General features: G+C 67.0%; 30 protein-coding genes, 3 tRNA genes and 1 pseudogene. 10 read left to right on the top strand and 24 right to left on the bottom strand.

Annotated features, from left to right (window positions below; genetic code table 11):
* The first annotated feature begins 123 nt into the window (after positions 1 to 123).
* The 4 genes from BLV63_RS00815 to BLV63_RS00800 all read left to right on the top strand — a co-directional run bounded on the left by BLV63_RS00815 (position 124) and on the right by BLV63_RS00800 (position 4,276).
* Positions 124 to 1,542, top strand: a complete 1,419-nt coding sequence (locus BLV63_RS00815; protein ID WP_066217053.1) for an MFS transporter — start codon at positions 124 to 126, stop codon at positions 1,540 to 1,542.
* Positions 1,539 to 2,321 (top strand): SDR family oxidoreductase, encoded by a 783-nt coding sequence (locus BLV63_RS00810; RefSeq protein ID WP_066217055.1) that lies wholly within the window; start codon positions 1,539 to 1,541, stop codon positions 2,319 to 2,321. Before BLV63_RS00815 ends, BLV63_RS00810 begins: the two co-directional genes overlap by 4 nt.
* Complete coding sequence (locus BLV63_RS00805; protein ID WP_066217058.1) at positions 2,321 to 3,070, top strand: fumarylacetoacetate hydrolase family protein; 750 nt, start codon at positions 2,321 to 2,323, stop codon at positions 3,068 to 3,070. Before BLV63_RS00810 ends, BLV63_RS00805 begins: the two co-directional genes overlap by 1 nt.
* A gap of 177 nt (positions 3,071 to 3,247) precedes the next feature.
* Positions 3,248 to 4,276, top strand: coding sequence for a zinc-binding dehydrogenase (locus BLV63_RS00800; RefSeq protein ID WP_066217060.1), 1,029 nt, complete (start codon positions 3,248 to 3,250; stop codon positions 4,274 to 4,276).
* A 96-nt stretch (positions 4,277 to 4,372) separates the two neighbouring features.
* On the opposite strand, the gene BLV63_RS00795 is transcribed toward BLV63_RS00800, so the two are convergent.
* Both BLV63_RS00795 and BLV63_RS00790 read right to left on the bottom strand, forming a co-directional pair.
* On the bottom strand, positions 4,373 to 5,593 hold the full coding sequence (locus tag BLV63_RS00795; protein WP_066217063.1) for an MFS transporter: 1,221 nt from the start codon (positions 5,591 to 5,593) through the stop codon (positions 4,373 to 4,375).
* Positions 5,594 to 5,758: 165 nt separating this feature from the next.
* Positions 5,759 to 7,201: an NCS2 family permease gene (locus BLV63_RS00790; protein ID WP_066217068.1), complete on the bottom strand. Its 1,443-nt coding sequence runs from the start codon at positions 7,199 to 7,201 to the stop codon at positions 5,759 to 5,761.
* Positions 7,202 to 7,343: 142 nt separating this feature from the next.
* Here BLV63_RS00790 and BLV63_RS00785 point away from each other — a divergent pair, with 142 nt between their 5' ends.
* Positions 7,344 to 7,985: a copper resistance CopC family protein gene (locus BLV63_RS00785; RefSeq protein WP_082724307.1), complete on the top strand. Its 642-nt coding sequence runs from the start codon at positions 7,344 to 7,346 to the stop codon at positions 7,983 to 7,985.
* Between the two features lie 101 nt (positions 7,986 to 8,086).
* Here BLV63_RS00785 and BLV63_RS00780 read toward each other — a convergent pair whose 3' ends face one another.
* Complete coding sequence (locus tag BLV63_RS00780; protein ID WP_066217070.1) at positions 8,087 to 9,175, bottom strand: hypothetical protein; 1,089 nt, start codon at positions 9,173 to 9,175, stop codon at positions 8,087 to 8,089.
* 110 nt (positions 9,176 to 9,285) lie between these two features.
* Positions 9,286 to 9,960 carry an FAD-binding protein gene (locus BLV63_RS00775; RefSeq protein WP_083369895.1) on the bottom strand — a complete coding sequence of 225 codons (675 nt, stop codon included), beginning with the start codon at positions 9,958 to 9,960 and terminating at the stop codon, positions 9,286 to 9,288.
* 465 nt (positions 9,961 to 10,425) lie between these two features.
* On the opposite strand from BLV63_RS00775, the gene BLV63_RS00770 reads away from it, so the two are divergent.
* Entirely contained in the window at positions 10,426 to 11,439 is a 1,014-nt protein-coding gene (locus BLV63_RS00770; protein ID WP_066217073.1) for a universal stress protein, read from the top strand.
* A 127-nt stretch (positions 11,440 to 11,566) separates the two neighbouring features.
* Here BLV63_RS00770 and BLV63_RS00765 read toward each other — a convergent pair whose 3' ends face one another.
* The 3 genes and pseudogenes from BLV63_RS00765 to BLV63_RS00755 all read right to left on the bottom strand — a co-directional run bounded on the left by BLV63_RS00765 (position 11,567) and on the right by BLV63_RS00755 (position 14,828).
* Positions 11,567 to 13,078 (bottom strand): C40 family peptidase, encoded by a 1,512-nt coding sequence (locus tag BLV63_RS00765; RefSeq protein ID WP_066217075.1) that lies wholly within the window; start codon positions 13,076 to 13,078, stop codon positions 11,567 to 11,569.
* Positions 13,079 to 13,271: 193 nt separating this feature from the next.
* Positions 13,272 to 14,182 (bottom strand): annotated as a pseudogene (locus BLV63_RS00760) (cation diffusion facilitator family transporter).
* A gap of 157 nt (positions 14,183 to 14,339) precedes the next feature.
* Positions 14,340 to 14,828: a metallopeptidase family protein gene (locus tag BLV63_RS00755; RefSeq protein WP_074784397.1), complete on the bottom strand. Its 489-nt coding sequence runs from the start codon at positions 14,826 to 14,828 to the stop codon at positions 14,340 to 14,342.
* A gap of 138 nt (positions 14,829 to 14,966) precedes the next feature.
* On the opposite strand from BLV63_RS00755, the gene BLV63_RS00750 reads away from it, so the two are divergent.
* From BLV63_RS00750 to BLV63_RS00735, 4 genes are all read left to right on the top strand, one after another.
* Positions 14,967 to 15,039 (top strand) — tRNA-Glu (locus tag BLV63_RS00750).
* Between the two features lie 101 nt (positions 15,040 to 15,140).
* Positions 15,141 to 15,214: transfer RNA gene (locus tag BLV63_RS00745), tRNA-Asp, on the top strand.
* A 46-nt stretch (positions 15,215 to 15,260) separates the two neighbouring features.
* Positions 15,261 to 15,333 (top strand) — tRNA-Phe (locus tag BLV63_RS00740).
* A 320-nt stretch (positions 15,334 to 15,653) separates the two neighbouring features.
* Positions 15,654 to 16,487 carry an Ltp family lipoprotein gene (locus BLV63_RS00735; RefSeq protein WP_074783900.1) on the top strand — a complete coding sequence of 278 codons (834 nt, stop codon included), beginning with the start codon at positions 15,654 to 15,656 and terminating at the stop codon, positions 16,485 to 16,487.
* A gap of 75 nt (positions 16,488 to 16,562) precedes the next feature.
* Here the strand turns inward: BLV63_RS00735 and BLV63_RS00730 are convergent, their stop codons facing one another.
* The 17 genes from BLV63_RS00730 to BLV63_RS18740 form a co-directional block, all read right to left on the bottom strand.
* Positions 16,563 to 16,826, bottom strand: coding sequence for a hypothetical protein (locus tag BLV63_RS00730; protein ID WP_066217079.1), 264 nt, complete (start codon positions 16,824 to 16,826; stop codon positions 16,563 to 16,565).
* Complete coding sequence (locus tag BLV63_RS00725) at positions 16,819 to 17,733, bottom strand: hypothetical protein (RefSeq protein ID WP_139244603.1); 915 nt, start codon at positions 17,731 to 17,733, stop codon at positions 16,819 to 16,821. The genes BLV63_RS00730 and BLV63_RS00725 overlap by 8 nt, the downstream gene beginning before the upstream one ends.
* Positions 17,734 to 17,771: 38 nt before the next feature.
* On the bottom strand, positions 17,772 to 18,500 hold the full coding sequence (locus BLV63_RS00720; RefSeq protein ID WP_066217489.1) for a collagen-like domain-containing protein: 729 nt from the start codon (positions 18,498 to 18,500) through the stop codon (positions 17,772 to 17,774).
* Positions 18,497 to 18,736, bottom strand: coding sequence for a hypothetical protein (locus BLV63_RS00715; protein ID WP_139244577.1), 240 nt, complete (start codon positions 18,734 to 18,736; stop codon positions 18,497 to 18,499). The genes BLV63_RS00720 and BLV63_RS00715 overlap by 4 nt, the downstream gene beginning before the upstream one ends.
* A 74-nt stretch (positions 18,737 to 18,810) precedes the next feature.
* The gene (locus tag BLV63_RS19020; protein WP_255218052.1) at positions 18,811 to 18,945 is read right to left on the bottom strand and encodes a hypothetical protein; all 135 of its coding nucleotides are present in this window, start codon (positions 18,943 to 18,945) and stop codon (positions 18,811 to 18,813) included.
* Positions 18,946 to 18,956: 11 nt separating this feature from the next.
* Positions 18,957 to 20,345, bottom strand: a complete 1,389-nt coding sequence (locus tag BLV63_RS00710; protein WP_066217493.1) for a hypothetical protein — start codon at positions 20,343 to 20,345, stop codon at positions 18,957 to 18,959.
* Positions 20,338 to 21,036, bottom strand: coding sequence for a hypothetical protein (locus BLV63_RS00705; protein ID WP_074783896.1), 699 nt, complete (start codon positions 21,034 to 21,036; stop codon positions 20,338 to 20,340). Before BLV63_RS00705 ends, BLV63_RS00710 begins: the two co-directional genes overlap by 8 nt.
* Complete coding sequence (locus BLV63_RS00700) at positions 21,033 to 21,464, bottom strand: hypothetical protein (RefSeq protein WP_074783894.1); 432 nt, start codon at positions 21,462 to 21,464, stop codon at positions 21,033 to 21,035. Before BLV63_RS00700 ends, BLV63_RS00705 begins: the two co-directional genes overlap by 4 nt.
* A gap of 8 nt (positions 21,465 to 21,472) precedes the next feature.
* Complete coding sequence (locus BLV63_RS00695) at positions 21,473 to 22,588, bottom strand: hypothetical protein (RefSeq protein WP_066217497.1); 1,116 nt, start codon at positions 22,586 to 22,588, stop codon at positions 21,473 to 21,475.
* A gap of 91 nt (positions 22,589 to 22,679) precedes the next feature.
* Entirely contained in the window at positions 22,680 to 23,180 is a 501-nt protein-coding gene (locus tag BLV63_RS00690) for a hypothetical protein (protein ID WP_074783892.1), read from the bottom strand.
* A gap of 157 nt (positions 23,181 to 23,337) precedes the next feature.
* Entirely contained in the window at positions 23,338 to 23,700 is a 363-nt protein-coding gene (locus tag BLV63_RS18235; RefSeq protein WP_139244602.1) for a hypothetical protein, read from the bottom strand.
* A 454-nt stretch (positions 23,701 to 24,154) separates the two neighbouring features.
* Complete coding sequence (locus BLV63_RS00680) at positions 24,155 to 24,460, bottom strand: hypothetical protein (protein WP_074783888.1); 306 nt, start codon at positions 24,458 to 24,460, stop codon at positions 24,155 to 24,157.
* Between the two features lie 248 nt (positions 24,461 to 24,708).
* Complete coding sequence (locus tag BLV63_RS18230; protein ID WP_139244601.1) at positions 24,709 to 24,927, bottom strand: hypothetical protein; 219 nt, start codon at positions 24,925 to 24,927, stop codon at positions 24,709 to 24,711.
* A 320-nt stretch (positions 24,928 to 25,247) separates the two neighbouring features.
* Entirely contained in the window at positions 25,248 to 25,427 is a 180-nt protein-coding gene (locus BLV63_RS00670) for a hypothetical protein (RefSeq protein WP_074783883.1), read from the bottom strand.
* A gap of 29 nt (positions 25,428 to 25,456) precedes the next feature.
* Entirely contained in the window at positions 25,457 to 25,600 is a 144-nt protein-coding gene (locus tag BLV63_RS18225; RefSeq protein WP_139244600.1) for a hypothetical protein, read from the bottom strand.
* Positions 25,585 to 26,223 carry a phage tail protein gene (locus tag BLV63_RS00665; protein ID WP_074783881.1) on the bottom strand — a complete coding sequence of 213 codons (639 nt, stop codon included), beginning with the start codon at positions 26,221 to 26,223 and terminating at the stop codon, positions 25,585 to 25,587. Before BLV63_RS00665 ends, BLV63_RS18225 begins: the two co-directional genes overlap by 16 nt.
* Positions 26,224 to 26,402: 179 nt before the next feature.
* The coding region (locus BLV63_RS18740) for a hypothetical protein (protein WP_217640432.1) at positions 26,403 to 26,784 on the bottom strand (382 nt) is incomplete at its 5' end.

The following is a 26,784-nucleotide window of genomic DNA, read 5'->3' as shown; positions in this document are numbered from 1 at the left end:
CTGTGGCATCGGCCACACAAATTCTGTTCAAAGTATTGAACCGAGTTCAAAGGGTTGGTAATCTCGATCACAGGCCGCAGCGCATCGACGCGCCGGCAACCACGTTTCAGCCAATCAAAGGAGATGGCAGTGACCACTCAGGACTCGGTCCAGCATCCTGGGTCTTCGGACCCGGAGTACGCCAAGAACCTCCAGCGCGCCACCCTGGCCTCCAGCGTCGGAAGCGCCCTCGAATACTTCGATTTCGCCCTCTACGGTCTGTCCACGGCCCTGATCTTCAACCTGCTGTTCTTCCCGCAGGGTGATCCGGCCATGGCGACCGTCGCAGCCTTCGCCACCTACGGCGTCGGCTTCCTGGCGCGGCCGTTCGGCGGCCTGTTCTTCGGGCGCCTCGGCGACCGGCTCGGCCGCAAGTGGGTCCTGGTGGTGACCATCCTCCTCATGGGCGGCGCTTCCACGGCCATCGGGCTCCTGCCCACGTATGACGCCATCGGCATCTGGGCCCCGATCCTGCTGGTGACGCTGCGTCTGCTGCAGGGCTTCGGCGCCGGCGCCGAGCAGGCGGGTTCCACCGTCCTGATGGCCGAGTACGCGCCGGTCAAGCGCCGCGGGTTCTTCTCCGCCCTGCCGTTCATCGGCATCCAGGCGGGCACGCTGCTCGCCGGTCTGGTCTTCAGCGCCATCTCGCTGCTGCCCAAGGACCAGCTCATGACCTGGGGCTGGCGTGTGCCGTTCCTGATGTCCTTCGTGCTGATCATCGTCGCCATCCTCATCCGCACCAAGCTCCGTGAGACCCCCACCTTCGTCGAGCTGGAGAAGCACGAGCAGGTGCAGGACAAGCCCGTCAAGGAGATCTTCACCAAGGGCCTACCCGGTGTGATCGTGGGCATCGGCCTGCGCATGGCCGAGAACGGCGGCTCCTACATGTTCCAGACGCTGGCTCTGAGCTTCTTCGTCTCCGTGGTCGGCAAGAACGCGGACAAGGGCCTGCTGGCCTGGGGCGTCACCCTCGGCTCGCTCATCGGCGTGTTCTCCGTGCCGTTCGCCGGCGCGCTGTCCGACCGCTTCGGCCGCCGCACCGTCTACCGCTTCGGCGCCGTCTTCATGCTGTTGTACTCGTTCCCGGCCTGGTGGCTCCTGTCCCTCGGCAACCACGCACTGGCCGTGGCCGTCGTCGCGGTGGGCATCGGCGTCGCCGTGAACACCATGCTCGGTCCGCAGTGCGCCATGCTCCCCGAGCTGTTCGGCAACAAGCACCGCTACCTGGGTGTGGCCATGGCCCGCGAGATCTCGGCGGTGCTGGCCGGCGGCCTCGCCGGTGTGCTGGGCGCCTACATCATCGCCGTGAGCAACGGGAACTGGCTCCTGCTCGCCGTGTACATGGCGACTCTCGCCCTCATCACCACCTGCTCCACCTTCCTGGTCCCCGAGACGCTGCGCCGTGACCTTCTCCGCACCGACGACGCCGTCAAGGTCTCCCGCAACGAGGCCGGCGACGGTGTGGAAGCCACCACCCAGCGCCTGGTAAGGGTTGAGGCATGAGCACTCCCACAGGAATCTCCGCTTTCAGCCTGGAGGGCCGGACGGCCCTCGTGACCGGATCCAGTCAGGGCATCGGCCGGACCCTCGCGGAGGGGCTCGCCGCGGCGGGCGCCACCGTGGTCGTCCACGGACGCGACGCGGCGAAGGCCGCCCGAGCCGCGCAGGAGATCGCCGCGGCCACCGGCGCCACGACGCGCAGCGTGACCTTCGACGTGACCGACGCCGCCGCCGTCGACGCCGGCATCGCGGAACTGGAGGCCGATCTCGGCACGCCGGACATCCTCGTGAACAACGCGGGCATCCAGCGCCGGTCGCCGATCGGCGAGTTCAGCGACGAGGACTGGGACGCCCTGCTCGCGACCAATCTCTCCAGCGCCTTCTACCTGTCCCGGCGCGTCAGCCGCGGCATGGTGGAGCGGGGGAGCGGCAAGCTCATCCAGATCGGCAGCGTGCAGAGCCAGCTGGCACGGCCGGGCATCGCGCCGTACTCGGCCACCAAGGGCGCCATCGTGATGCTGACCAAGGGCCTCTGCGCGGACCTCGCGCCGCTCGGCATCCAGGCCAACGCGATCGCCCCCGGCTACTTCGCCACCGAACTCACGCAGGCCCTCGTCGACGACGAGAAGTTCTCCTCCTGGGTCCGCGGGCGCACCCCCGCCGGCCGCTGGGGAGACACGAAGGACCTCGTGGGCGCGCTCGTCTTCCTGGCGAGCTCCGCCAGCGACTTCGTCAACGGCCAGACGCTGTTCGTCGACGGCGGCATGACGGCGGTCGTCTGATGCGGCTCGCCCGCCTGGCCGCCCCGTCTTCGCCGCACGACGGCGCCGCCCGCTGGGTCCGTGCCGAGGGCGACACCTGGGTGCCGGTCGAGGATCCCTTCGCCGCCTTCGCGCGCGGTGAGGCTCCCGCGGACCTTCCCGGTGGGACGGTGACCGGGGCGTTCCTGCCTCCGTGCGAACCGCCCCTGGTGATCGGCATCGCCCAGAACGGCCCGGAGCACCACAGTCCGGTGCAGGCCTGGCTCAAGAGTCCCCGGACCGTCGTGGCGAGCGGGACGCCCGTGATGCTGCGCCGTGACGCCGGGGTTCCTGCGATCGAAGGTGAGATCGCCGTCGTCATCGGCAAGGACACCGACGGTCTGACGGCGGAGAACGCCCACGAGTACGTCCTGGGCGTGACGGCCGTGAACGACGTGTCCAGCCCCGACCGCGCCGTCCTGGACCCCCGGAACTTCGAGGGCAAGGGCGGCGCCGGGTACACCCCGCTGGGTCCGTGGATCGATACCGAGGCCGGCATCGACGAGGTGCCGATGACGGTCCGGATCGACGGGGTGGAACGGGTGTCCACGGGTACCTGGGACCTGCCCGCCTCGATCCGGGAGTGTCTCGTCTACGTGACCCACTGGCTGCGGCTCGGCCCGGGCGACGTGATCATGACGGGCGCCCCGCGTTCCAACTTCAGCGTGGAGCCGGGGGCGTTCGTGGAGATCGAGGTGGCGGGCATGGTCCTGACCACCCAGACCGGCTGAGTCCCTTCCGGCTGGATCCTCTCCGCGGGCGTCCGGCCGAAACACTCCCGGATCCGCTCGAAACACCCCGGGACCCAGCTGAAACAGTGGTTTTCCGTCGAAACAGTGTGTTGTGCTCGCTGTTTCGACGGAAAACCGCTGTTTCAGCTGGGTGCCATCCCGACGATTGGAAAGAACATGACTGAGAACCTGGGAGTGGTGGCCCACGCCGCCGAGGACCTGCGCATCGAGGCGCTGCCGGAACCCGTCCCTGCGGCGGACGAGGCCGTGGTCGAGATCGCCTTCGGCGGGGTCTGCGGATCCGATCTGCACTACTGGAAGCACGGCGCGGCCGGGGCGTCGATCCTGCGCGAACCCATGATCCTGGGCCACGAGGTGTCCGGGACGGTGGTGCAGGCCGCGGCGGACGGTTCGGGCCCGACGGCCGGAACCCGCGTGGCCGCTCACCCGCTGAGCCCGCACGGCGACGGCGTCACCCCGTACCCGGAGGACCGCCCGAACCTGGCCCCCGCCTCCACTTATCTCGGCTCGGCCATGCACCTCCCGCACACGCAGGGCGCCTTCGCCCGTCGTGTCGCCCTGCCGGCCCGCATGCTGCACGCTGTCCCGGACGGGCTGTCGCTCGAGGTGGCGGCCCTGGCCGAACCGGCCGCCGTCGCCTGGCACGGCCTGGAGCGGGCCGGTGACGTCCGTGGCAAGCGGGTGGCGGTGATCGGTGCAGGGCCCATCGGGCAGCTCGTGATCGCCGCCGCGTTCCACCATGGCGCCTCCGAGGTCATCGCGACCGACCTGTTCGACGTCCCGCGGGCCATCGCGGAACAGCACGGGGCGCGGACCCTGGATGCGCGGGACGCGGAGGCGATCGCCCAGCTGCACGCCGACGTCGTGATCGAGTCCAGCGGGACGGTGCCCGGACTCTCAGCGGCCATCTCCGCGGCCGTGCGCGGCGGGACCGTCGTGATGCTCGGCCTGCAGCGCGCGGGAAACATCGAAGTGCCCATGGCGACGGCGATCACGCGGGAGCTCACGCTGACCGGATCGTTCCGTTTCGCCGGCGAGTTCGACGCGGTCCTCGAGGCCCTCGGCGATGGCAGTCTCCGGACGGACGGGATCGTGACTCACGTGGTTCCGGCGGCCGACGCGCTGGAGGGTTTCGCCACGGCGGCGGACGCCTCGGTGTCGTCCAAGGTGCTGCTCGCCTTCTGACCCCCGAAACGCCAGTAGGCGCCCGTATCCACGCCGGATACGGGCGCCTACTGGCGTTTCGCGAGCAGCCGAGCGTCGCGCCGAGGCCGGCACCGGTCAGCGGTGCGGGCGGTGCGGAATGTAGCGGGGGATATAGCGGGCGAGGATCCCGGCGCCCACGAGCGCGAGGACGCCGATCACGCCGCTCGCCAGCGACAGCGACACCGTGGCGAGCGCCGCGATCAGCAGGGGCGACGCGGCCTGACCGGCGTCGCTGGAGAACCTCCAGGCACCGAGGAAGGCGGCGGGGTTGTCCTTCGGGGCGAGGTCTGCGCCCAGCGTCATGACGATCCCGCTGCCCATCCCGTTCGCGACGCCCAGAACGAACGCGACCGCGGTGAACCAGGCCTCACGGCCGGGCACGTCGTGGAGGAAGGCCAGCGCCAGGAAGCCGATGCCCAGTCCGACCATGCACGGCATGACGCTCCACAGCCGGCCCCGCCGGTCCATGAGCTGCCCGCTCGTGTAGAAGAGGGCGAACTCCAGGCCGCCCGCGAGACCGATCACCAGCGCCGTGTGGGCCTCGCTCATGCCGATGCTGAGGGCCCACAGGGGCAGGAGGGTGATCCGCGCGGCGCGGGTCGCTCCCACGAGAGCCACGCCGGAGCCCATCCGGACGAGGATGGCGCGGTTCGCGTGGATCGTGCGGAAGAGGCCGGGCCGTGGCGCCGCCTCCGCGACGGACGGCGGTGGGCCGACCTGCTGCTCCGGGTCCGGCAGCACGAGCAGCGCGACGACGGCGGACGCGCACCCGATCGCGAAGATCCAGAAGGCGGCCTGCGGGGTGCCCGTGCCCGCGATGACCGCCGCGGCGATGAGCGGGCCGATGAACCAGCCGGCCCGGAAGATGCCACCCAGCGCGGAGAGGGCCCGGGCCCGGTACCGCAGCGGGACGCGGGTCGTCATGAACGCGTGCCGTGCCAGGGCGAACACGGACGTGGCGAGTCCGATCAGCAGCACGCCGATCATGAGCGTCCACGGCGCCGTCGCGAGCAGACTGAGAGCGATGCCGGTCAGGGCGAGTCCTGCCGCGCCGATCATCGAGGTGCGCTCCCCGAACCGCGCCACGAACCAGCCGGCCGGGATGTCCCCGAGGAGTTCGCCGACGACCACCATCGCGGCGATCACGCCGGCGAGCGGGATGGACGCTCCCAGCGCATGCGCCATGACGGGGATCATGGGCAGCACGGCGCCCTCACCTGTGGAGAACAGGATCGTCGGGAGGTAGACGGAGAGTGCGACGGACCGGAAGTTGAAGGGCTGTTCGGCAACTGTCATGGCTTTTCCACCCTACGCCCGCTGCGGGCCACGCTTTGTCGCGGGACTCCCCGCCCGACGCCCCCGAACCACCCTCCCAACACCGCGAGCCGCCAGTAGGTGCCCGAATCCGTGGCGGATAGGGGCGCCTACTGGCGGCTCGCGTGGGGAGGGGGAGGCGTGAGCTTATTTGACCCCGAGGACCTGTTCGATCACGCCGATCCCGAAGAACAGGACGAAGGCGGCGGCGACCACCCAGAGGAGCGGGTGGACCTCCTTGGCGCGGCCTTGCGCGGAACGCAGCACCACGTAGGCGATGAAACCGGCGCCCAGGCCGTTCGCGATCGAGTACGTGAACGGCATGAGGGTGAAGGTCAGGAACGCCGGGATCGCGATGCCCCAGTCGCTCCAGTCGATCCGGGACACCTGGGAGACCATCATGAAGCCGACCACCACGAGCGCGGGGGCCACGGCCTCGAACGGCACCAGGTTGATCAGCGGCGTCAGGAACATCGAGGCCAGCAGCAGCAGACCCGTGACGATCGAGGCGAAGCCGGTCCGGGCGCCCTCGGCGATGCCGGCGCCGGACTCCACGAAGATCTGGTTCGAGGACACCGAGGAACCGCCGCCGGCGATGGCGCCGAAGGCGTCCACGATCAGGACGCGGTCCACGTTCGGGATCTCGCCGTTCTCATCGACGTTCCCGGCCTCGTTGGCCAGGCCGACCATGGTGCCCATGGCGTCGAAGAAGATGGACAGGAGGATCACGAAGGCCATGAGCAGGGCGGCGATCGTGCCCATGTGCTGGAAGGCGCCGACGGGGTTCGCCTTGCCGATCAGGGAGAGATCGGGCAGCCCCCACTCGGTGAAGTGCGGGGCCACGAGAGACCAGCCCGCAGGGTTGTGGTTCTTGCCGTCGAAGCTCGGCCCGATGTGCAGGGTGTACTCGAGGATCACGGACAGCACGGTCGAGGCGATGATGCCGATCAGGATCGCGCCCTTGACCTTGCGGACCAGCAGCACCACGGTCAGCAGCAGGCCGAACACGAACACCAGGGTGGGCCAGCCGAGCAGCTTGCCGTCGAAGCCCAGACCCACGGGCACGGTCGTGCCGGCGACGTCCGGGATACGGCGCACGAACCCGGCGTTGACCAGGCCGATCAGGGCGATGAAGAGGCCGATGCCCACCACGATCGCCGTCTTGAGGCCTTCCGGGACGGCCTTGAACACGGCGGTCCGGAAGCCGGTGAGCACCAGCACCATCATGGTCAGGCCGGAGAGCAGCACCAGACCCATGACGTCGGGCCAGGCCAGGCCCGGAGTCGTGGCGATGGTGACGGCGACGAAGGCGTTCACGCCCAGGCCGGTGGCCAGGGCGAAGGGGTGCTTGGCCCAGGCGCCCATGAGGATGGTCAGGACACCCGCCACGAAGGCGGTGACGGCGGCGACGCTGGTGAAGCCCAGGATGTCGCCGTTGGCGTCCTTGCCGGACAGGATGAGGGGGTTGAGGACCACGATGTAGCTCATGGCGAAGAAGGTGGCGAAGCCGCCGCGGATCTCGCGGGAGTAGCTGGAGCCACGCTCGGAGATCTTGAAGTAGCGGTCCAGTGCGGAACCGGCTTTGAACATGGGGATGCCTTCCAGGGAATTTGCTGGGGATTTCCGAGAAAATCATATTCCCCCCAGGGCAACACTTGAAAAGCGGAATAGGGTGGTGTAGGAATCTGCGGCGTTTCGGCCGCCCGGACCACACCCCTTCAGGAGACCCTTCATGCCCAGCCAGCCCCAGTTCACGACGGCGACGGCCACCCCAGCGCGGACCCTCTCACCTGCCGCCTGGGGAGCGGCGGTCCGCCGGGCCGGGCTCGCCGTCGTCGCACTGCTCGGGGCGGCGCTGCTGACGCTGGGGTTCGCCGCACCCGCCTCGGCTCACGACGTCCTGGAGGGGACCACGCCGAAGAACGAGCAGAAGGTGGGGACCGCGCCGGAGAAGGTGACGCTCACGTTCTCGAACAACCCCATCGCGATCGGTTCCGAGATCGTGGTGAAGGACGCCTCGGGGACCAACTGGGCCGAGGGCGGCGTGGACATCCTGGACAACGTCGTCACCCAGAAACTCAAGCCGGGTGCACCCGCCGGGACCTACACGGTGCAGTGGCGTGTGGTGTCCTCGGACTCGCATCCCATCGAGAACACCTTCACCTACGTCGTGACCACCGGTTCCGCCGCGACCGCCCCGGGCGCCTCCACGGCCGAGCCGCTCCAGACCAAGACCGAAGCGCCGCAGCCACAGGCCGAGGGCGAGCCGTTCCCGGTCATGATCGTGGTGTTCGGCGCCGTGGCGGTGGTCCTGCTGGTGATCGTGGGCGTGCTGGCTCGCCGGAAGCTCACCGGAGGATCCGAGGACTCCTGACGGCACGATCCGACGCGATCAGCTTCACGGACCTGACCCGCCCCTGAGCCGCGCTGCCGTCTCGGGCAGGCGGGCTCAGGGGCCGGGGTCTCGTCGGACGGTTACGGCTGCTGCTCCGGTCGGGGCGTGGTCTCCGGATCCTGCTGCGGCTGCGGCGTCTGCTGCTGAACCGGCTGTTGCTGGTCGGCCTGCGGGCCCTGGCCCGGCTGCTGCTGTTGCGGGGCCTCCGAGACCGGCTGCGGGGCTTCGGAAGGCTGCTGCCACCCCTGAGTCTGCGGCTGGCCGTACTGACCCTGCTGATCCGGCTGCGGGTAAGCCTGCTGCTGAGCTTGCGGCTGCTGGTAGGCCTCCTGGGCGTAGCCCTGCTGAGGGTATCCGGCCTGCGGGTAGGCGTTCTGCGGATACCCGGGCTGGGCATACTGCTGCGGGTACTCCTGCTGCCATTGCTGCGGATACGCCGGCGGCTGACCCTGCTGGGGCTGCTGCGCGTAGCCGTTCCACTGGGGGTTCGGGTTCCACTGCTGCTGCGCGTAGTCCTGCGGAGGAAGCTGATCCGCCGGGGGTTTCGGTTCGAACGCGCGGAGGACCAGCGGGATGACCAGGCCGACGATGGCGATCAATGAAGTCGCGCCTGCCGTGCGCCACCACCAGGAGGGCCAGTCCATGGCCGGGAAGGCCGCCGGGAGGACGAGTTCCAGGACGGTCAGCCACGCGAACACGAGGGTGGCCATCGAGGAGATCCGCACGCCGGTCTTGCTCGCGCCCGTGATGAAGCGGGGGACGTAGAGCTGAGTGAGCAGCAGAGCCACCCGCACGAGCAGGATCATGGACACGAACCGGGCGATCTGGCCCGTCCACACCGCGGCGCTGGCGGTGTCCGCGGGCTGAAGCCAGCCGTTCCAGATCTTGAGGAGACCGATCGCCAGGAGCACGACGTTCAGAATGGTCGAGACGGCCAGGTACCAGCGGTTGCGGCCCTCGGGCATGCTGCCGTCCAGCACCACCGCGCCGGCGAACAGACCGACCAGGAGGAGGGTCAGCCAGGCACGCCCGGCCACATTGGCCTGGTCACCCAGGATGATGAAGATCCCGCCCAGCACGGCCGCGGCCACGAGCATGGTGATCGAGAGGCCGAGGGCGATCGTGGCGGTGCGTGAGCGTTGGCGTGCCGGAGGGGCGGGGTGTGTCATGAGCGTCTCCTGGTGCTAGTTCCCGCCAGCTTATCTAAAGACGATGGCCTTTCGATAGTGGATTCGCTCTCTGTGGAGGGGAACTTGTGAGGCCTGTGGACAGGCGCGGCTCAGGCCGGGATGCGCTGGGCGCCGCCCGCGATCGCATTGCCCACGAGGCGTGCCTGATGCAGCACTTCCCGGTGCCCGGCGGAGACCTGCTGTCCCACGCCCACCAGGTAGATGCCCACATGGCGCAGGGCCGTGGCCATGTTGTCGCTGGTCTCCTGGCCGACGGCCCTGAGGAACTGCCGGACACGACGCCGGCCGGAGACGCCCGTGATCACGACGGAGTCGCAGAGGATCAGACCGCCGGGCGTCGGGAGAGCCCAGCGGCGGGAAGCGGCTCCACTCGGCGCTGCGGACGACCGGGATGCCCCCTGCTCCGGAGATGCCGGGTTCAGAGCACCGGCGACCACGCCCCGACGGATGTCCAACTGGTGGCTCTTCGCGTAGCCGTGCAACTGACGCAGGATGTCCCGGCGCTCGCGGTGGGACGCCGGATCGCCGATCGCGACCCGTTCGAGTTCTTCGGTGGTGGCGTGCCGCAGGGCTCCTGCCGCGACAGGGTCGCCCTGGTTCAGACCGTCGATCACCACGACCGCCATGCCTTTGCGGTGCAGCTGCGTCGCGACCGCCAGACCGCCCATCCCCGTGCCCACGACGACCACATCGGTGACGGTGACGCCGCCTTCCGGAGGTCCACCGGACACTCTGCTGGCACTGCGCGTGGCACTGCGTGGCATTCGATCCTCCTTCGGTGCGGCATGGCTGCCCGGCATCACGCACGGGCGGGGAGTCCCGGTCACTCCGGAACGGTCAGCGCGCAGAAAAGACCCAGGCGATCGTCACGATCCACCATGGGTCCCCTCCCACTGTGCAACTGAGAATACTCCGCTCGGGGTCACCTGAACAGGGCGCCGGGAGGGTGATGTGAAGCAATTCGTGAACGGTACCGGATGACCCTTTTCGGTCTCCGTGGACGGGCGTCCAGGGTACCGCGGGCGTGGCCCGGGAATCCGCGGTTCCGCGGACGTTCCGGACCCCTTCCCTCAGGCCCGCTGACGAGTGGCGGCGCGTCCTCCGGCGTCGGCGTTTCTTGAAACGACCAGCACAAACGGCAATAGTGGGTCATAAGCCAGCGTGGGTGGTAGGAGAGCTGCAGGGACCGTCTCCGCAGGCCGCCCACAGGGGATGAGGAGGCGAGAGTCGTGAGCACGGATACGCCGGAGACAGCACCGCAGGGAATCCACGGCGGAGTGATCGTGGGAGTGGACGGGTCCGAGCACGGGCAATGCGCTCTGAGCTGGGCCGCACGCGAGGCGGAACGACGCCGGACCACCCTCCATTTGATCACCGCCTACTCGGTGCCCATCTACGCGGCCTCGGGTCTGGACGGCGGGTACGCCGCCGTCGACGACTCCGTCATAAGGGAGGGTGCGGAGAGCGTCCTGAAGGATGCGCTGGAGCGCATCAAGGACTACGACATCGACGTCGACGCGTCCGTGGAGAACGGCGACGCTTCGGGCGTGCTGCTGGAACTCGGGCGGGAGGCGGATCTGCTCGTGGTCGGCAGCCGGGGACGGGGCGGCTTCGTCGGACGTCTGCTCGGCTCGGTGAGTTCGGCGCTGCCCGCGCATGCGAGCTGCCCCACGGTCGTGGTGCCCATGATCTGCGCCGGCCGCTTCGGTCAGGACGTGACGGACAAGCACCTGAAGGCCGAGCTGGCCAAGAACCCTCTGGAGCCTGTGAAGCCCCGCGTCGTCGTCGGCGCGGACGGCTCCGACCAGGCCAGGGTCGCCGTGCTGGAGGCCGCGGCCCAGGCTCAGCGGCTCGGCGTCGAACTGCAGATCCTGTGCGCCGTGCCGCAGTACAGCGGCAGCCTGGCCTGGGTCCCCGCGGCTATGGACCGGGAGGCGATCTTTGCGGACATCCAGGTCCAGCTCGACGCCGGCGTCCTCTGGCTCAAGAGCCACTTCCCGGAACTCGAGATCACCACACGCCTCGTCGACGGCTCGCCCGTGGAGGTCCTCGTGGACGCCAGCCGGGACTCCGAGCTCGTGGTGGTGGGCACGCGCGGTCGCGGCGGATTCGCCGGCATGCTGCTGGGCTCCACCTCGGACGGCGTCCTGCATCACGCCCAGGGACCGGTCATGGTGGTGCCGGACCGGGAGGATCCGCGGCTCGCCGACCGCGCCAGTTTCGGCCCGGTGCTGGGCGGCTGACCTCCGCGGGCTTCGAGAACCGCAGGCATGACGAAGGCCCGGCCTGTCCCGTGGATCTCCACGGGACAGGCCGGGCCTTCGTCGTCACCGCTGGGGGCGGACGCTGGTCAGATCGGGCCTGATCCGGTCACCAGTACCGGGCCGCGGTCGGCCAGAGCTGCATGCCGATCATCCAGTCGATGCGGGACACGGTGATGCCGGAACCGGGGTTCAGGGCGTTGACCACCTGGCCGCCGCCGATGTAGATGCCCACGTGGTAGAAGTAGCTGCCGTCGCCCCAGAAGATGAGGTCGCCGGGCTGCCACTGCCCCATGGGGATGTACTGAGGAGCGGAGAAATACTGCGGAGTCGCCGTGCGCGGCATGTAGACGCCGGCAGCGGCGAAGGCAGCACTCGTCAAGCCGGAGCAGTCGTAGCCCACCGGGCCATTGCCGCCCCAGACGTACGGGCCGCCCACCTTGGACATCGCGAAGTTGATCGCGGTCTGAGCCGCGCTGCCGCCGGGCGACGGGGCGGGCGGGGTGACCACGGGAGGCTTCGGCGCGGGGGGCTGAGGAGCCGGCGGCTGAGGAGCCGGTGGCTGCGGCGCGGGCGGCTGGACCACCGGCGGACGGGGAGCCGGAGGCGTGACGACGGGAGGCTGCACGACCGGCGGCTGGACCACAGGGGGCTGCACGACCGGAGGCTGCGGCTGCGACGGCTGGCCGCCGCCGGTGGAGCCCCCTCCGGTGGAACCGCCGTCGGTGGCGCCGCCCGAGTCCCCACCCTGCGCCGGGGGCTGCGGGGACGGGACCGGCTGCTGCGCGGCGCGTTCCTGGAGGGCCTTCAGTGCCGCCGCGGCGCGCTGCTGCTCGAGCCCCTGGACACGCTGCGTCTCCAGGGCCACCGTGGTGTTGCGCAGGGACGCGAGCTGGGCGATGACCTTCTCGCGGTCCTTGGATGCGCTCTGGAGTGCCTGAGTGGCGGAGGTCTGAGCCGACTCCGCGGCGGCGCGGGCCTGGTCGGCGTCACGTGCGGCGTCGTCGGCGGCCTTCTGCGCGGCCGCCGCATCGGCGGACAAGGCCGAGTTGGCCTGGCCGGACGCGATGGCCTTGTTGAACGTCTCGCTCTGCTTCTGGCTGATGGCGTCGAGCGTGGTCGCTCGGCCCAGGAGATCGCCGTCGTCGCCGTTCAGGACGCCTTCCACGGCCGGGTTCACGCCGCCGGTCTTGTAGATGGAGCTGGCGAGCGTGCCGAGATCCTTGCGGCTCTTGGCCGCCTGATCCTTGGCGGCAGCGGCCTTGGCCTTGGCGGCCGCGGCGGCGTCCTGCTTGGCCTTAAGGGTCAGCAGGGCGTTCGTGTAGGAGTCGTTGGCGCGCATGCTCGCGGTGATGGCGCTCGACTGGCGGTCCGCGAGGGTTCCGATGAGACCTTCCAGGCGCGCCTGGGTCGCTTTCGCGCTGCTCTCGTTCTTCTTCGCGGCGGCGATCTCCGACTCGCTGGGAATGGTGTCGGACTGGTCGGCCGGAACGGTGACCGGCGACGCCGGAAGGGGCGCGGCCACGGCGCCGGGAATGCCGCCGGAGCCGAGCAGAACGCTCGCGCTCAGGGCGGAGGAGTAAAGGATCGCTGCGTATTTCCTGCGCTTCGCCACTGCCATGTACACCTGCCTCGAGACCGCTGGGAGAACACCCAGCCCTACCGAGAGTACGGCCTCAAAAGTAACATTGGCAACATTGGTCCCACCATCAACATAAACAACATCACTGTCATTTCGCCGCTGATCACACGGCGTGTCGCGCGAAATCCCGCCGTCGGAGGCGCCTACTCCGCGGTCCGGAGGGCCCGGGTTCTCAGGCGTGCTGGTGGGCTTCGTGAGCCTGGTGGGACGCCGGCTCCAGCTGGAAGGTGCAGTGCTCGGTGTCGAAGTGCGAGCCGAGGCAGCGCTGCATGCGGTCCAGGATCCTGTCGGCGGATTCGGGGCTGAGAGCGTGGTCATCGACCACGACATGAGCGGAGAACACCGGGACGCCCGAGGTGATGGTCCAGATGTGGATGTCGTGGACTGACTGCACGCCCTCCACGGCGAGGATGTGCTCACGGATCATGCCGACGTCGACGCCCTTCGGGGTGGCCTCCAACAGCACGTCCACGACGTCCTTGAGCAGGCTCCAGGCCCTCGGCAGGATCATGAACGCGATCAGGATCGAGGCGATGGGGTCGGCCGCGGTGAATCCTGTGAACATGATGACGAGTGCCGCCGCGATGACGGCCAGGGACCCGAGCAGATCGCCCAGCACCTCGAGGTAGGCGCCGCGCAGATTCAGGCTCTCCTCTTGCCCGCCCCGCAGGATCAGGAGCGAGACGCCGTTGGCCACCGCGCCGATGATCGCGGCGATCAGCATGGTGTCCGTCCGGATCTCCGGAGTCTCGCCGAAGCGGCGGAAGGCCTCCAGGGCGATGATGACCGCGATCACGATCAGAATCAGGGCATTGGCCAGAGCGGCCAGGATCTCGGCGCGCTGATAGCCGTAGGTCCGCTGATCCGTGGCCGGTCGCGTGGCGATCCAGGAGGCGAGGAGCGCGATGAACACGCCTGCCGCATCCGAGAGCATGTGCCCGGCGTCGGCCAGCAGTGCCAGCGAACCCGAGAGGGCCGCGCCGGCCACCTGGATGACGACGACGCTGAGCGTGATGGAAAGGACGATGATCAGGCGCTTCCGGTGCCGGTCATTCCCTGAGTGTGATCGTGGTTGTGGCCCATGCTGTTCAGGCTAGCTTCGGAGGGCCCGGAATGCATGTCCGGAATGCGACTCATTCGCAGTGCTGGCGCGGATTTTGGGGGGTTCCGGGCGGCTGCGGGAGGCGGTCACGGAAGGTGCGTGTGAGGCGTTCGCGGGAGGCGCCCGACGTCGGCCGGATCAGCCCCAGCCGAGCTCGTGAAGGCGGGCGTCGTCCACGCCGAAGTGGTGGGCGATCTCGTGGATCACGGTCACCTGGATCTCGAACAGGACCTCCGAGCGGCTGGCGCAGATCTCGAGGATGGGGCGCCGGTAGAGCGAGATACGGTCGGGGAGCGAACCTGCGGCCCAGCCCTCGCCCCGCTCCGTGAGGGGAGTGCCTTCGTAGAGGCCGAGCAGGGGTTCGCCGGTGGCCGCATCGATGCCGTCGTCCTCGATGAAGAGCATGACGTTGTCCATGTGCCGGGAGATTTCGGGCGGGAGGTCTTCGAGAGCCTGCTGCGCGAGGGCCTGGAACTCGTCGAGGCTGAGCGTGGCGGCTTCCGTGCGCTCGAGGTGTTCGAAACCGGGCTCACCGCGCAGCGTGCACCGCGGTCCGGGCGGCCAGATGCGGATGGGCAGGCCGCGGGGGAGCGGTCGCGAAGAGGCCGGTTCCGGTCTGCTGTCCATGCCCTCCACGGTAGCCGTCTGCGGCGTTTCCGGGGCGACGGACCGCATTTTGGAAATTCCCGGACCATGCTCTAAAGTTTTACTGGTCCACTTCGCGAGGAACGCGGCAGCAGCCGGGAACTGAGCAGGTGTGTCAAGGCCCCCATCGTCTAGCGGCCTAGGACACCGCCCTTTCACGGCGGCGGCACGGGTTCGAATCCCGTTGGGGGTACGCATGAGATGCGATTTGAAAGCGGATCGAAAGATCTGCTAAGATGAAATCTTGTGAGCCGGGAGCGATTCCGGTGAAAACAACGGTAGAAATACCACCAAGGCCCTGTAGCGCAGTTGGTTAGCGCGCCGCCCTGTCACGGCGGAGGTCGCGGGTTCAAGTCCCGTCAGGGTCGCTTTGATGGCTGGAGTTATCCGGCGATCATGGTGACAAGTCACCGAGGCTCTGTAGCTCAGTTGGTAGAGCGTTCGACTGAAAATCGAAAGGTCACCGGATCGACGCCGGTCGGAGCCACTGAAACCCTCGCCTAGCTTCTACATGGCGAGGGCTTCTTCTTTTCCCCGTGATTCCGCGAGTTTTGGCAGCATGGCGGGGCTTTTTTGTGCCCGGAATCTGACTCGCAATGCCCCCGTCTGGGCGTGCGCTCGCGGGTCAGGTGTAGCCATTCGTGTAGCCATACGCATTACGGCAAGCTGGGGGACGCTGGGATGTGCTGAGGCATGCTGGCTTTATCTTCATACGGCTCTTCGCACGACCGCCGCGAGGTTATGATTTCAGGACAGCTGGTTAGGGAAGTCCAGCTACCACCACTCAACCTCTTTGAAGGATCTATTATGACGTACCCCCAAACGCCCCCTCCGTATGCCCAGCAGCAGGTTCCGTACCAGGCTCAGCCGCAGGTCGGGCAGAAGTCCTTCCTTGTGACCTGGCTGCTCTCGCTCTTGCTGGGTGGGCTCGGCATTGACCGGTTCTACCTGGGCAAGATCGGCACCGGCATCCTGAAGCTCATCACACTCGGTGGCTTCGGCATCTGGGCGTTGATCGACCTCATCTTGGTCTTGGCGAACAAGCAGACCGATAAGCAGGGTCTGAAGCTTGAGGGCTACGAGAAGCACAAGCTCATCGCGATCATCATCTCTGTGGTGGTGATCCTCATCGGTGGCATCAGTAGCGCCGTGAACGGTGCGAATGCCGGTTCCAAGGTATCGTCCCTGTCTGATGTTCCCGCCGTTTCGACGGATGCTCCTGTGGTAGAGAAGACGGTTGACCCGGCTGCGGCGGCAGCGGAATCTTCCGCGTCCGCGAAGGCTTCGGCCGAGGCTAAGGCGCAGGCTGCTGCTGATGCTAAGGCCGCTGCGGAAGAGGCCGCGAATCGTGGCACGGTCGGCCAGCAGAACGCGAAGGCCAAGGCGGAGAACTACCTCTCGTTCACTGCTTTCTCCCGTTCCGGCCTGATCAAGCAGCTTCAGTTTGAGAAGTTCCCTGCCGCTGATGCAACGTGGGCGGTTGACCACATCAAGGTTGATTGGAATGCCCAGGCCGCCGCCAAGGCCAAGCAGTACTTGGACACCACCTCGTTCTCCCGGGGTAGCCTGATTGACCAGCTCGTGTTCGAAGGCTTCACCCAGGAGCAGGCTGCTTACGGAGCGACCAAGGCTGGACTCTGATCGGAGCGCCAACTTGGCCTGTTAAACACCGATAGCGCCCCCACCACCTCATAGCGAGGTGGTGGGGGCGCTTTGTCATGCTGGGCTTTTTGGTTCGGCTCCGAGGCCGATCTTGGTGAGGAAGTCGTTGACCAGTGGGAGTGCCATGACGCGGGTGATGGCTCCGGCGACTCCGAGGACGGCCGCGGCGAGGCCTGTCGCTGCGGCCGGGTCGTGGAGGGTGGCTGCCTGATAGATGAGCGGTGCCCCTGCGATGAGTGGGAGCCCGACGGCGAGGGCGGTTCGGGCTACCGCCCGCCACGGGTAGCGGGTCTGAGTTGCTGCGCGGTGATCAGGCATCGGTTCCTCCTACTGTGACGTTGACGTCGACGCCGGATTTGAGGGCTTCCTCGGCTCCGGCTTTGGCGGCGGCCTGAACGGCACTGAGATCGATGTTCTGGCCGGTAGTTGCGGCCTTGAACGCTGCGAGTAGCCCAGCGATTTGGCCTTGGAGAGCGATGTTGCCGGTCTTCGTGTCTGCGATTTCCTGCCGCAGAGAAATTGGGCGGCCGCCGCGAGTGATCGGGCCGGTGTTGTCGCGGGCGGTCTGAGCGGCGCGCGTGCCATCAGCGATCATCTGGCGGACGCTCACGTCGCCGCTCGCGGTGCTGATGGGGCCGAGGTACTTCGCCAGGCCCTTCTCTACGGCGGAGTCGAGGTCTTTGGAGGTTGCCATGTCGAACCAGTCCTTCGTTTCAATGGGGCGGACTGCGCCGCCAGCGTTGGTGATTCCTGCGATGCCCCACGGTTCGGTGCTGTCGTAGACGTCGGCGGGGAAGTTGACTGGGTCGCCCCAGTAGAGGTCCACGGTGGATACGTGGATGTGATCGGAGTGCGGGGATTCGCCTGTGTAGGGTTGCCACTCCCAGTTCGAGAATGCTCCGGCGATCAGAGGTGTGGTCTGCCCGGGTGTCGGGTTCATGTCGTGGATGAGGTAGGAGAACCGGCCGGTGGCGCGGCCGATGGCGCGTAGCTGCTCTGCGAGCTCACGTCCCTCCGCTTCGGGGAGGTTCCCATTGTCATCGGTGAAGATGTCAATGGCATGCACGATTCCATTGGAGTCGGCGTTGTGGCCCGTGAAGTTGGTGGGCGACATGTAGCCAGTGACGAACTCGCTTGCACGGGCCGGGGTGTAGTCGTACCGCTTGTAGACCTCATCACGGAGCGTGACGAGGGATCTGTTCGGCCGATGATAGGCGATGGCCATGTTCGGCACTGAGCCTCCTCAGATGTAGGGCGAGCCCGTCACGGGGACGGGCTCGGGGTCGGGGTTGATGCTGTGCAGGTGTAGGTGGTGGATCCGGGCGGCTGCGGGGTGCACGTGTAGGTGACCCCGTCCTGAGTGAAGTTCCAGCTGCTCGGCGGGGAACCATCCTTGCCGTCCCGGCCCGGCATGCCCGGCGCTCCGGGGTCGCCCTTCGGGCCCGGCACTCCTGGGTCGCCCTTCTCTCCCGGGATTCCTGGCTGGCCAGCGCTTCCCGCCACGCCTGGGGCCCCGGGGATTCCAGGTTCTCCGGCACTCCCCGGCGCTCCAGCAGCACCCGGCGCGCCGGACGCTCCCGGGCTCCCATCCCGGCCGTCACGGCCCGGGGCACCATCTCGCCCGTCAACTCCCGGGATGCCTTGGTCCCCCTTGCTTCCCGGGACGGCCGCGGTGTCCTTGGCGACCTGGTCGGCTCGCTGGCAGACCTGCTTCCCCTGTGGACTGGACTTGAAGTCGTCCTTCGCGCACGCGGCGGCGACCTGCTCCGCCAACGATTTCTTCTCGGCTGCCTGAGCTTGTGCGGCGTCGGCGGCCTGGGCGGCGTAGTTGCCGTTCTGCCATGCCAGGATCCCGCACACCACCACCAAGAACGCGAGCAGACAGGACGAGAGCAGGAGCAGGGACTTCGTGCGCTTGTCCGCCCGGCGTGACTTGTCCACGGCCTCCTGCGCGACGGCCAGCCGCCTCTCGTTGTCTTCGAGCTGGCTCATGACACTCCTTCCGGCCAGTCTTTCGGGTCCGGTTCGATACCGGCGGCGATGAGCTGTTCACGCCACTTACCGGCTGCGCGCTTGACGAGTTTCGCTTCCTTCAACTCGGCCTCGAGGGCTTCGATGCGCTCTCTCAGTAGCTCTTCCACAGACGCCTCCCGCTTCTCGCGCTTCTTGTCTGACCGGCCGATGAGGTAACGGATGCCGCCACCGAGGACGGCCAGCAGTGCACCCACTGCGGTGAGTGTCGGTCCCCAGGACTCCACACGCTCCTACCTCCCTCTCCTGATGGGTTGTCGGTGGGGGAGGGTCACGGGACCTCCTGGATGCCGACGAGCAGTGCGGTGATCTGCTTGACGATGCTGGTGGCGATGTCGTCAGGGATGTCGCCGTTGAGGTCGATGCGCTTGCCTTCGAGAGTGATGGAGACCATTGCTTGGGCCATGATGTGGATCCTTAGCGTTTGTAGGTGTACGAGATGGTGAACAGTGCGCCGGATGCGAGGGTGAAGTTCGCCCCGACTGCGCGGATAGAAGCGGCCCCGGTAGCTAGGTTCACGAACGCGATGGCCTGGTTGTTCAAGCCGGCCCCGACGACCTGAGTGAGAACGTAGGGGGAGTCCGCGGTAGAGCTCATCGCCGCCGATGGCAGCACGGTTCCCATCGACGTGTACGCGGTGGTGGTGATGGTTACGTTCGCGCCCGTGTACTTCGGCACCAGCGCGATCGTGATCTTCGTTTCGCCAGCGAGTGGCTCGACGAAAATGGACCCGCCAACGTTCCATCCCGCAGGGCTGAGCGCGCTAACGATCGACTCGGTGCCGAGGCCGTTGAGTTTCGCCTTGTCCGCCGCTGACATCGCACCCGGCGCGCTCGTGGTCGCTGCCGGGATGTCCGTGCCGGCGAGCACGACGTCACCGGTCCTACCGGCCACACTCGTCACGGCCCCGCCCACGGGTGAGCCGTTGACAGTGAAGGTCCCCACCACGTTGACGCTGTTGCTGCCCTTCAGGGTCAGCACGCCGTCACCAGTGTGGATGACGTCTACCTTGTTGGCACCCTTCTCACTGTGGAGGGTCATCAGGCCGTCTTTGTCGAACTTGAACAGGCCCTTGTTGATGTAGGTGCCGTTGTAGTCGCTCTGCTCGTACCGGATCTGGAGACCGTCCGGTGGGCCCATCTGCCCGCCCCAGGGGCGCATGCTGAGCGCTGTGTTGGTGTGGATGACCGCTGGGTCGTCCGGTGCTGCGTTGCGCACGTAGGTTGCCACGGACAGTGCAGAATCCAGGCTGACCGACAGGCCTCCGGATTGGGACGTTCCCCCGGTGGAGGGGCTTGCCGGGTCGCCGTCTTGACGGCTCCAGTACAGGCTCGCTCCTGCCGGGTCGATGTTCGCCGCTGAACGCCAACGCCTACCTTCGCTGTCGGTGTAGTTCAGGGACTGGATTTCGATGTTGTCGCCGTAGCGTGACGTCAAAGATGCCATGTTGGCGGGGTCGGTCTGGTAGGAAGTATTCGCTAGCCAGATCCCGGGCCGCAGCACCGGCAGGCCCGTCCAGGGTTCGATCACTTCCCGGTTGCCCAGACTGGTGCTGACCTTGATTGGCTGGTTGGTATAGCGGTCGATGCCGTCGGCGGTGGTGGAGATGTTGCCGCCCCCGGTCACGCTGATCTGCCCGCCGGGGACGAGGACGCCGCCTTCGACGCGGAGTGTGCCACCTGGCGGGATGGTGGATGAGCTGTTCCGGTTGGCCCCGTCAAGGGCCTGCTGCTTCCGTGCCAGCTCATCGACCCGGTTCCGCGCATCGGTGACACCGAAGGGGCGGGGGATGAAGCTGTTATCCACTGGCACCAATGTCACCTCCTGTCAGGTCGGCAAGGGTCGGCTTCCAGGTCTTCATGTCCTGGCTCAGGGAGTACCCGATGACAGGCCAGACAGCATCAAGCTCGATGGCGAACTCGTCCAGGTCGACGGGGTCTTGCCCGACGCGGACGTTGACCTGTGCGGTATCGCCCAGGGTCAGGTCCGCCGGCCCGGTGTAGTAGTCCCCGTCGCCGGGGATCTTCGCTTCAAGAGTCACGAGGGTCTGGCCGCCGAAGAACGCTTGCTTCATGCGGGCCATGTGGGCGGCGATGGTTTCTTCGCTGTCCACGCCGGAGAAGTTGCGGCGTTCTTCCAGGCGTGGCCATCCAGCGGCTTCCCGGATGGTGTCGATCCCGGGTGCGGAGATCAGCCGGGATTCGCCTTCACCGTCGCCGACTGCGGTGACGAGGGTCGCGGCGTCTCCCTGGCCCCACCGGGTCTCTGGGGTGGCGTCGGTGATGTTCACCCCGGAGATGAACGCGTGCTCCGGGGTGGTGGTGCGGTTGCCCATGGTGGGGCGCATCCGTGCGATCTTCCGCACCCGCGACTGGGCGGCGTCGGCCCATTGGATATCAATCATCCAGTCGAAGCCGGGGGAAGCGTTGGACAGTTCCGTGAGACGGTCCCCGATCCTGGTGTTCTCCGCGTCCTGATAGAGGCGTTCCAAGATCACCCCGTCAGTGGGGCGTCCACCTCGAGGCCGATGCCGTTGACGTTCGCGGCGTTGATCATGGCGGCGAAGATGTTGGCCTGGTCGACGTCAAGGAACTCGGCGGTGGGCATGTACCGGCGCAGAAGGTATTCCTCCACGGTCCTGCAGGGGATTTCCTGACCGTTGATACCTGGTGTGGCGGTGCTGTTGGGGATCCCGTGCCAGATGATCCGGCCATCCTCGTCGGTGACGAGGATGAGGGACTTCCACGGAACGATCAGCTTCTCCCAGTACCGGCTCTTGTAGAGGCGGCCTTCCCCGTCGAAGAACGGGGCGAAGAACTTGCCCTCGCCCACGCCCTTGAGCTGGCGGGTCAGGTCCTCCGCGATGACCAGGGGCGCTTCGTCTAGGACGGTGCCGGTGATCAGGTCACAGATGATGAACCTCACGGCACCTCCTAGGCTTCGTCAGCGGGGCATTCCTCAACCCAGAACTTCGTGATCTTCGGATCCACGGACACGCCCGTGAAGACGTTGCCGGTGACCTTGTCCACCCAGAAGCGCGGGATGGGCAGGGAGTTTGCCGGGACGATGATCTCTTCGGTTTCGATGTAGCTGCTCATCAGGTAGTTGCCGGGGGCTGTCCAGCACAGCGGGGAGCGGGTCTGGGCGTTGGATGCCTGGGACTGCATGAGGGATGCGCACACATCCCACCGGCTGATCCCGGAGGCGATGGCACCCGAGTTCACGCTGGTCTGGACGAAGACCTTCATGCGCCGGTCGTAGGCTTCCGCGTTCATCGACATGGTCGCCACGGCACGGGAGCCGGTGCCATCACTGGCCGAGGTGGGGATGTTCGTGGAATTGACGGTGAAGGTGGTGCGCTTCCACGGTCCGACATGGGTCCAGACGGTGCCGTTGTAGACCTGCGTGGGGAACCCGGGAAGGTCCATGCGGAGCCTCTGCAGGCCGCGCACCTTGGGCAGGGCGCGGGCCTCGGCCAGGCTGTTGACCGGGATCGGTGCTCCCGCTGCTGCGGTGATTGGCCGCTGATCGGTTACCACGGGGGAGCCGCTTCCGGCCTTGGGGACGTCGATGAACGCCAGAGTCAGGGCCAGACCTGGTTCGGGCTTCACCCCGCCGCCCGTGGTGGCGAGCGGGTCCGGGTCCCCGGTGAGTATCCGGACGACACCCTTACGGTTCGTCCCGCCGCTGGTGCCGTCATTCTGCGGGTTGCTGGGGTCCCAGACCTGAAGGATCACCCGGTCACGGCGGGGGTTGTTCGCATCCGCTGCGACCAGGGGGTCAACGGTGGCTGAAGTGGCCAGTCCGGTGAGGTACGCTCCCGTACTGGACGCGACCGCTGCCGGCCCTGCCGTTGCCAGGACATTGTTGCCCGAGAGGGTGATCGCCAGGGCGCGGGCGTCAAGGACACCGCTGCGGCTGGTCCCCACCGCGGCACCGGGGGCCAGGAGCCCGCCGATGTCACGGCGCAGGGACTCTCCCGTGTAGAGGGGAGGGCCAGCGGGGGAGGGCGCGTTGATGAAGCTGGGGTCGATTGCGTCAAGAGGCACAGTAGGCCCTCCTAATTCCAGGTGTCAGTCCAGGCCACGGTGGCGGTGGCCTGGTTGGTGGAGAGGAACCCCTCAGCGTTGAAGGTGAGGGTCATGCCCGGGCGGGGTTGATCCACGATCCTCGTAGGGCGGTGCGCCGTGAGGCGGTGCCGTTCAGCAGGATCGTTTTCTTGTCCAGGTCGATCACGAGGAACTGCCCCACGGTCAGGACGAGGTTGAACGTCATGCGGTTGCCGAGGTCATCGGTGATCTGAGGGTTGGTCAGATGCGTGTTCACGGCGGCGATGGTCACCACGACCCGGGGAGTCCCGGTGCCGGAGGATCCGACCGTGACGGCGTTGTTCGTCACGGTCGCGGTGATCGCGAACGGCACGGTCAAACCGGCGAGCTGAACCTTCTCCGAGGTGCTCTTTCCCGCTGTGGACGTGTACCGGAACGTGTACCCGCCGGAGGGTGCGGAGCCGCCATCGAAGTAGTCCCCGGCAAAGGCGACCGCAGCGGACTGGGTAGCAGCGGCGCTGATCTTGACGGCGTCGAAGTCCAGCTTCACGCCGGAGGGGATGACGGTTCCGCCGTTGTACAGGTAGGGCACTGGCTGGGCGTAGATTGTGCCTGCCGGGGCCTGTGCCGAGTGTGTGACCCTGCCCCGGTGTTGTTGGTGGGGGCGCTCATGGACTCACTGATACGGGTGTTGGTGGAGTCGAAGAAGCGGATCCCGATCTGGCTGGTGTAGCCGGAATCGTTGGCCATCAGCATCGACACCGCCGCCCAGTCCCCGGGGAGAGGTTCACCCGCTGGTCCGTGGATGATGCGGCCAGGACGCCGGGTCGGGTTGCCCCGGAACCGGTGGTGAGTCTGCCCCAGGCCGTGCCGACGATCCACGCCGGAGGGGATACGGTCTCCCGCGTCAGGGCTCCACCGACACCGACCCAGCCAGAGGTGTCTACCTCGAAGGACGGGTTGTTGGACCAGTTGGTGTCCGCGACAGTGGTGGGCGGGATGACCAGGCCCCCATCGGTGATGGGGAGCCTGGCGACCCCGGAGCCGCTGATGTCGTTCGGTCCGGTCCCGGCGAATCGGCGGTGGTCCGTGGCGACGAACTGCACGTTCACGCTGATCGTCTCGACCCGTCCACACCACCTCCGGCGTTCCCACGACACGGACCATCGCGTACCGGGTCAGTTCCGCTTCAGCGACGATCAGGGGCTTGTAGACCTTCATGGGCAGGGCGGCGACGAACTGGTCCCGCACGAGCGCCGCACGGGCGAACGACGGGACCACGAGGACGCCCGGAGGACGTAGTTCGCGCCGTCGTAGTAGGCCGGGTCAGACCAGGCCCGTCGCGGTCGGGCCACGGGTTCACGTCCCGCGTGTTCCCGGGTTACCCCATCCTTCGATGGTGCTGTGAGGACCCGCCGACGGTGTCCGCCGGGTCAAGGTAGAGCCTGACCCGCGAACGTTCGCCCGCCGATGGTGGCCGTTACGATGTCGGTCACAGACCCTCCAATCGACGCGCCGTCTCAAGAGCGGTAGCGCGCGGGTTTGCGGTTTCGTGGATGTCGATCTTCACGGGGTCCGCCCATCGGCCCACCGTCCGTGACTTCCAGGAGCGGGCACGTAGGAGGCTGGCCGGTAGGGCTGGGAAGCGACGGCGCTGGGGATCTGCACCAGGGAATCCACAGCACGGGACACCAGCCCGTACCGTCCGGACACCAAGCGCCAGGCCAGCAGGGACCTGCCGCCGACCTCATACCGGAACACCCGCGACGGTGAGTGGATCCCGAGGTTCTTCTTCACCTGCGAGGTCATCCGGTCGGTGACCTTCTTGATCGCCGCATCCACGGCCTTGAGGTTCCCGGACAGCCCGTTCACAAGACCTGCTGCGCGGCGATCCCCGCCCCGTACATCCCATTCGCCAACGACATGCCCGCGGACTGGGACACGAACCGAGCTGTTTCCACTGCCCGTTGAGCTGACCGACAAGACCTTGCCCCGGCGATGAGGGACTTAGCGATGGAGCCGCCTTACGGTGCCAAGCTCACCGATCTGCGCGAGCAGACTGGAATCAAGGCCCATGGACCGCAGCTTGTCGAGTTGGCCCTTGAACCCTTGGACGCTGCCTACGGTCTTCTTCGCAGCCGCCACAATGCCTGAGCGCTACGCCCGGCAAGGTCCCCCAGGTTGAACTCGTCCCGGAACTTCTCAGCCGCGTCACTGGCCGCCTTGTCCCGGGTCTTGACCGCATCCGAAAGGCTCTTCTGCGCTGTCTTCAGACGGGACGCGATGCTGGCGCGCTGGGTGGTGAGTTTGGAGATCTGCGCGTTGCTGGCGCTGATCATCCGCGACGTCGCATCCAACGTCCGCCCAGAGACGTTTCCCGGTTGGCCTCGGCAAGCTTCTGCCGGCCTGAGCGACCAGGGACGCGACCTGCTTATTCCGCTTCGAGATCGCCGCGTAGTAGGCGGTCATCTTCTTCGCGTTAGCCTTCGCGTCCTTCCCCAGGGTCGGGGCCTTCACCCCGGAGACCTGAGCGGCACGGCTCATCAGCGACGAGGCGGCCTTGCGGAGCTGGTCAGCCTTTGTGAAGTGCTTCGTGGCCTCAGAGGTGACCTTCCGTGCCACAGCGGTAATGGCTGCCGTTGCCTGCGGCCCGGCTTCTTCACCCACCGGCAAGGCCCTGAACGATGAACTCACCGAACTGCCGGAACACTCGCGACGGTGAGTGGATCCCCAGGGCCGCTTTGAACGGCCCGACGATCCAGCCGGGGAGCTGGTTGAGGAAGAAGCTGCCAATGCTGGACAGGAGGCTGCCGGCACCGTTGAGAAGACCCTGGATCATGTCTCGACCGATCTGGACGAGGGAGCCCGTCAGACCGGAGAGCGCGCCGAGGATCTTGCCAGGGAGGTCACGGAAGAAGAGACCACGTTGTTGATCCCGGACGAGATCGCACCCGTGATGTTCGACCAGAGCCCGGTGAAGAACGACTTGATGCCGTTCAGGCTGAAGACCACAGCGACCCGATCAGTGAAAGGCCACTACTAATCACGGTCCGGACAATGCTGATAGCACCCGTGACGATGGACCCGATGGTGTTCCAGATGCCCTTGAAAATGTTCTGGATCCCTTGCCACACCTGGGACCAGTTGCCCGAGATGATGCCAGTGACTACTGGATCACACCCTGAACGATCTGCATGACCGATGTGATGACGTTGGCTATCGCCGAACACCGTCGTCACTACCGGCATGAGGGCCTGGATGACGGGGATCAAAACGGCCAAGAGGATATTGATCAGTGGGGTTATCGCGGACACGATCGCCGTGAACAGCGAGATCACGGGCGGCAGGACCGTTGAAACCAACATCGTGATCACCGGAACAAGCGCCGATACCAGAGCTGACACCAGCGGCATCAGAGCAGCAAGAACCTGCATCACCGCCGGGCCGATAACTTGGAAGATCTGGACGACCGCCGGTAGCAGGGTCGAAACGAGCTGTGCGAGTACGGGAGCCAGCTGCGATGCCAGTTGCGCGCCCAGTTGAGCGAATGCCGCCCCAAGAGGCTGGAAAGCAGTCGCCAATGCGCTGATTACGGGCGAGAAGGCCTGGAACTGAGCCGAAATCTGTGCCCACAACGCACGTCCAGCATCGGTTTGGGTGAAGAAGTATGCCAGTGCCGTCCGACGCAACGAGGGCAGACAGAATAGTGACGAACGGATTGGTTTTCAGACCTTCGTGAAGAGGGCCGCTGCAATTGCTGCCCCCTTAGTCACCGCGGTGTACACCGAAGTTGCGGTTGTGAGGACTTTGAAAGCTATCGCGCTAGCGCCAATTGCTGCCGCAACTGCCTTGAACGCGGAGGCGTTCTCACGCACGAAGGCCACTGCCGATGCGCCGCGAGTCCAAGGCGCTCCATGAACCCGGAGAACCCGGACGACGTGACGTCATCTCCACCTGCCTTGAAGGCAGCGAAGAAGGCCTGGACTGATCCGACAGCGCTACGCGCAAAAAGGCCGACGCGCTCGAGCACCCCAGCGAACCCGGTTGACGTCACATCTGAGCCGCCCGCTTGGTAGGCGGCGACCATCGCCGTGATCCCACCCTTGACTTCGTCGAACGCCTTGCGTGCTCCCGCGCCGATTCGGAGGAACGTTCCCACAAAACCGGTGGCATTGACCTGAGCATTTGCGTTCTGC

The organism is Arthrobacter woluwensis, assembly GCF_900105345.1.
Lineage (GTDB): Bacteria > Actinomycetota > Actinomycetes > Actinomycetales > Micrococcaceae > Arthrobacter_E > Arthrobacter_E woluwensis.
Note: the sequence above shows the minus strand (reverse complement) of the source record. Positions and strands in the feature narration are given on the sequence as shown.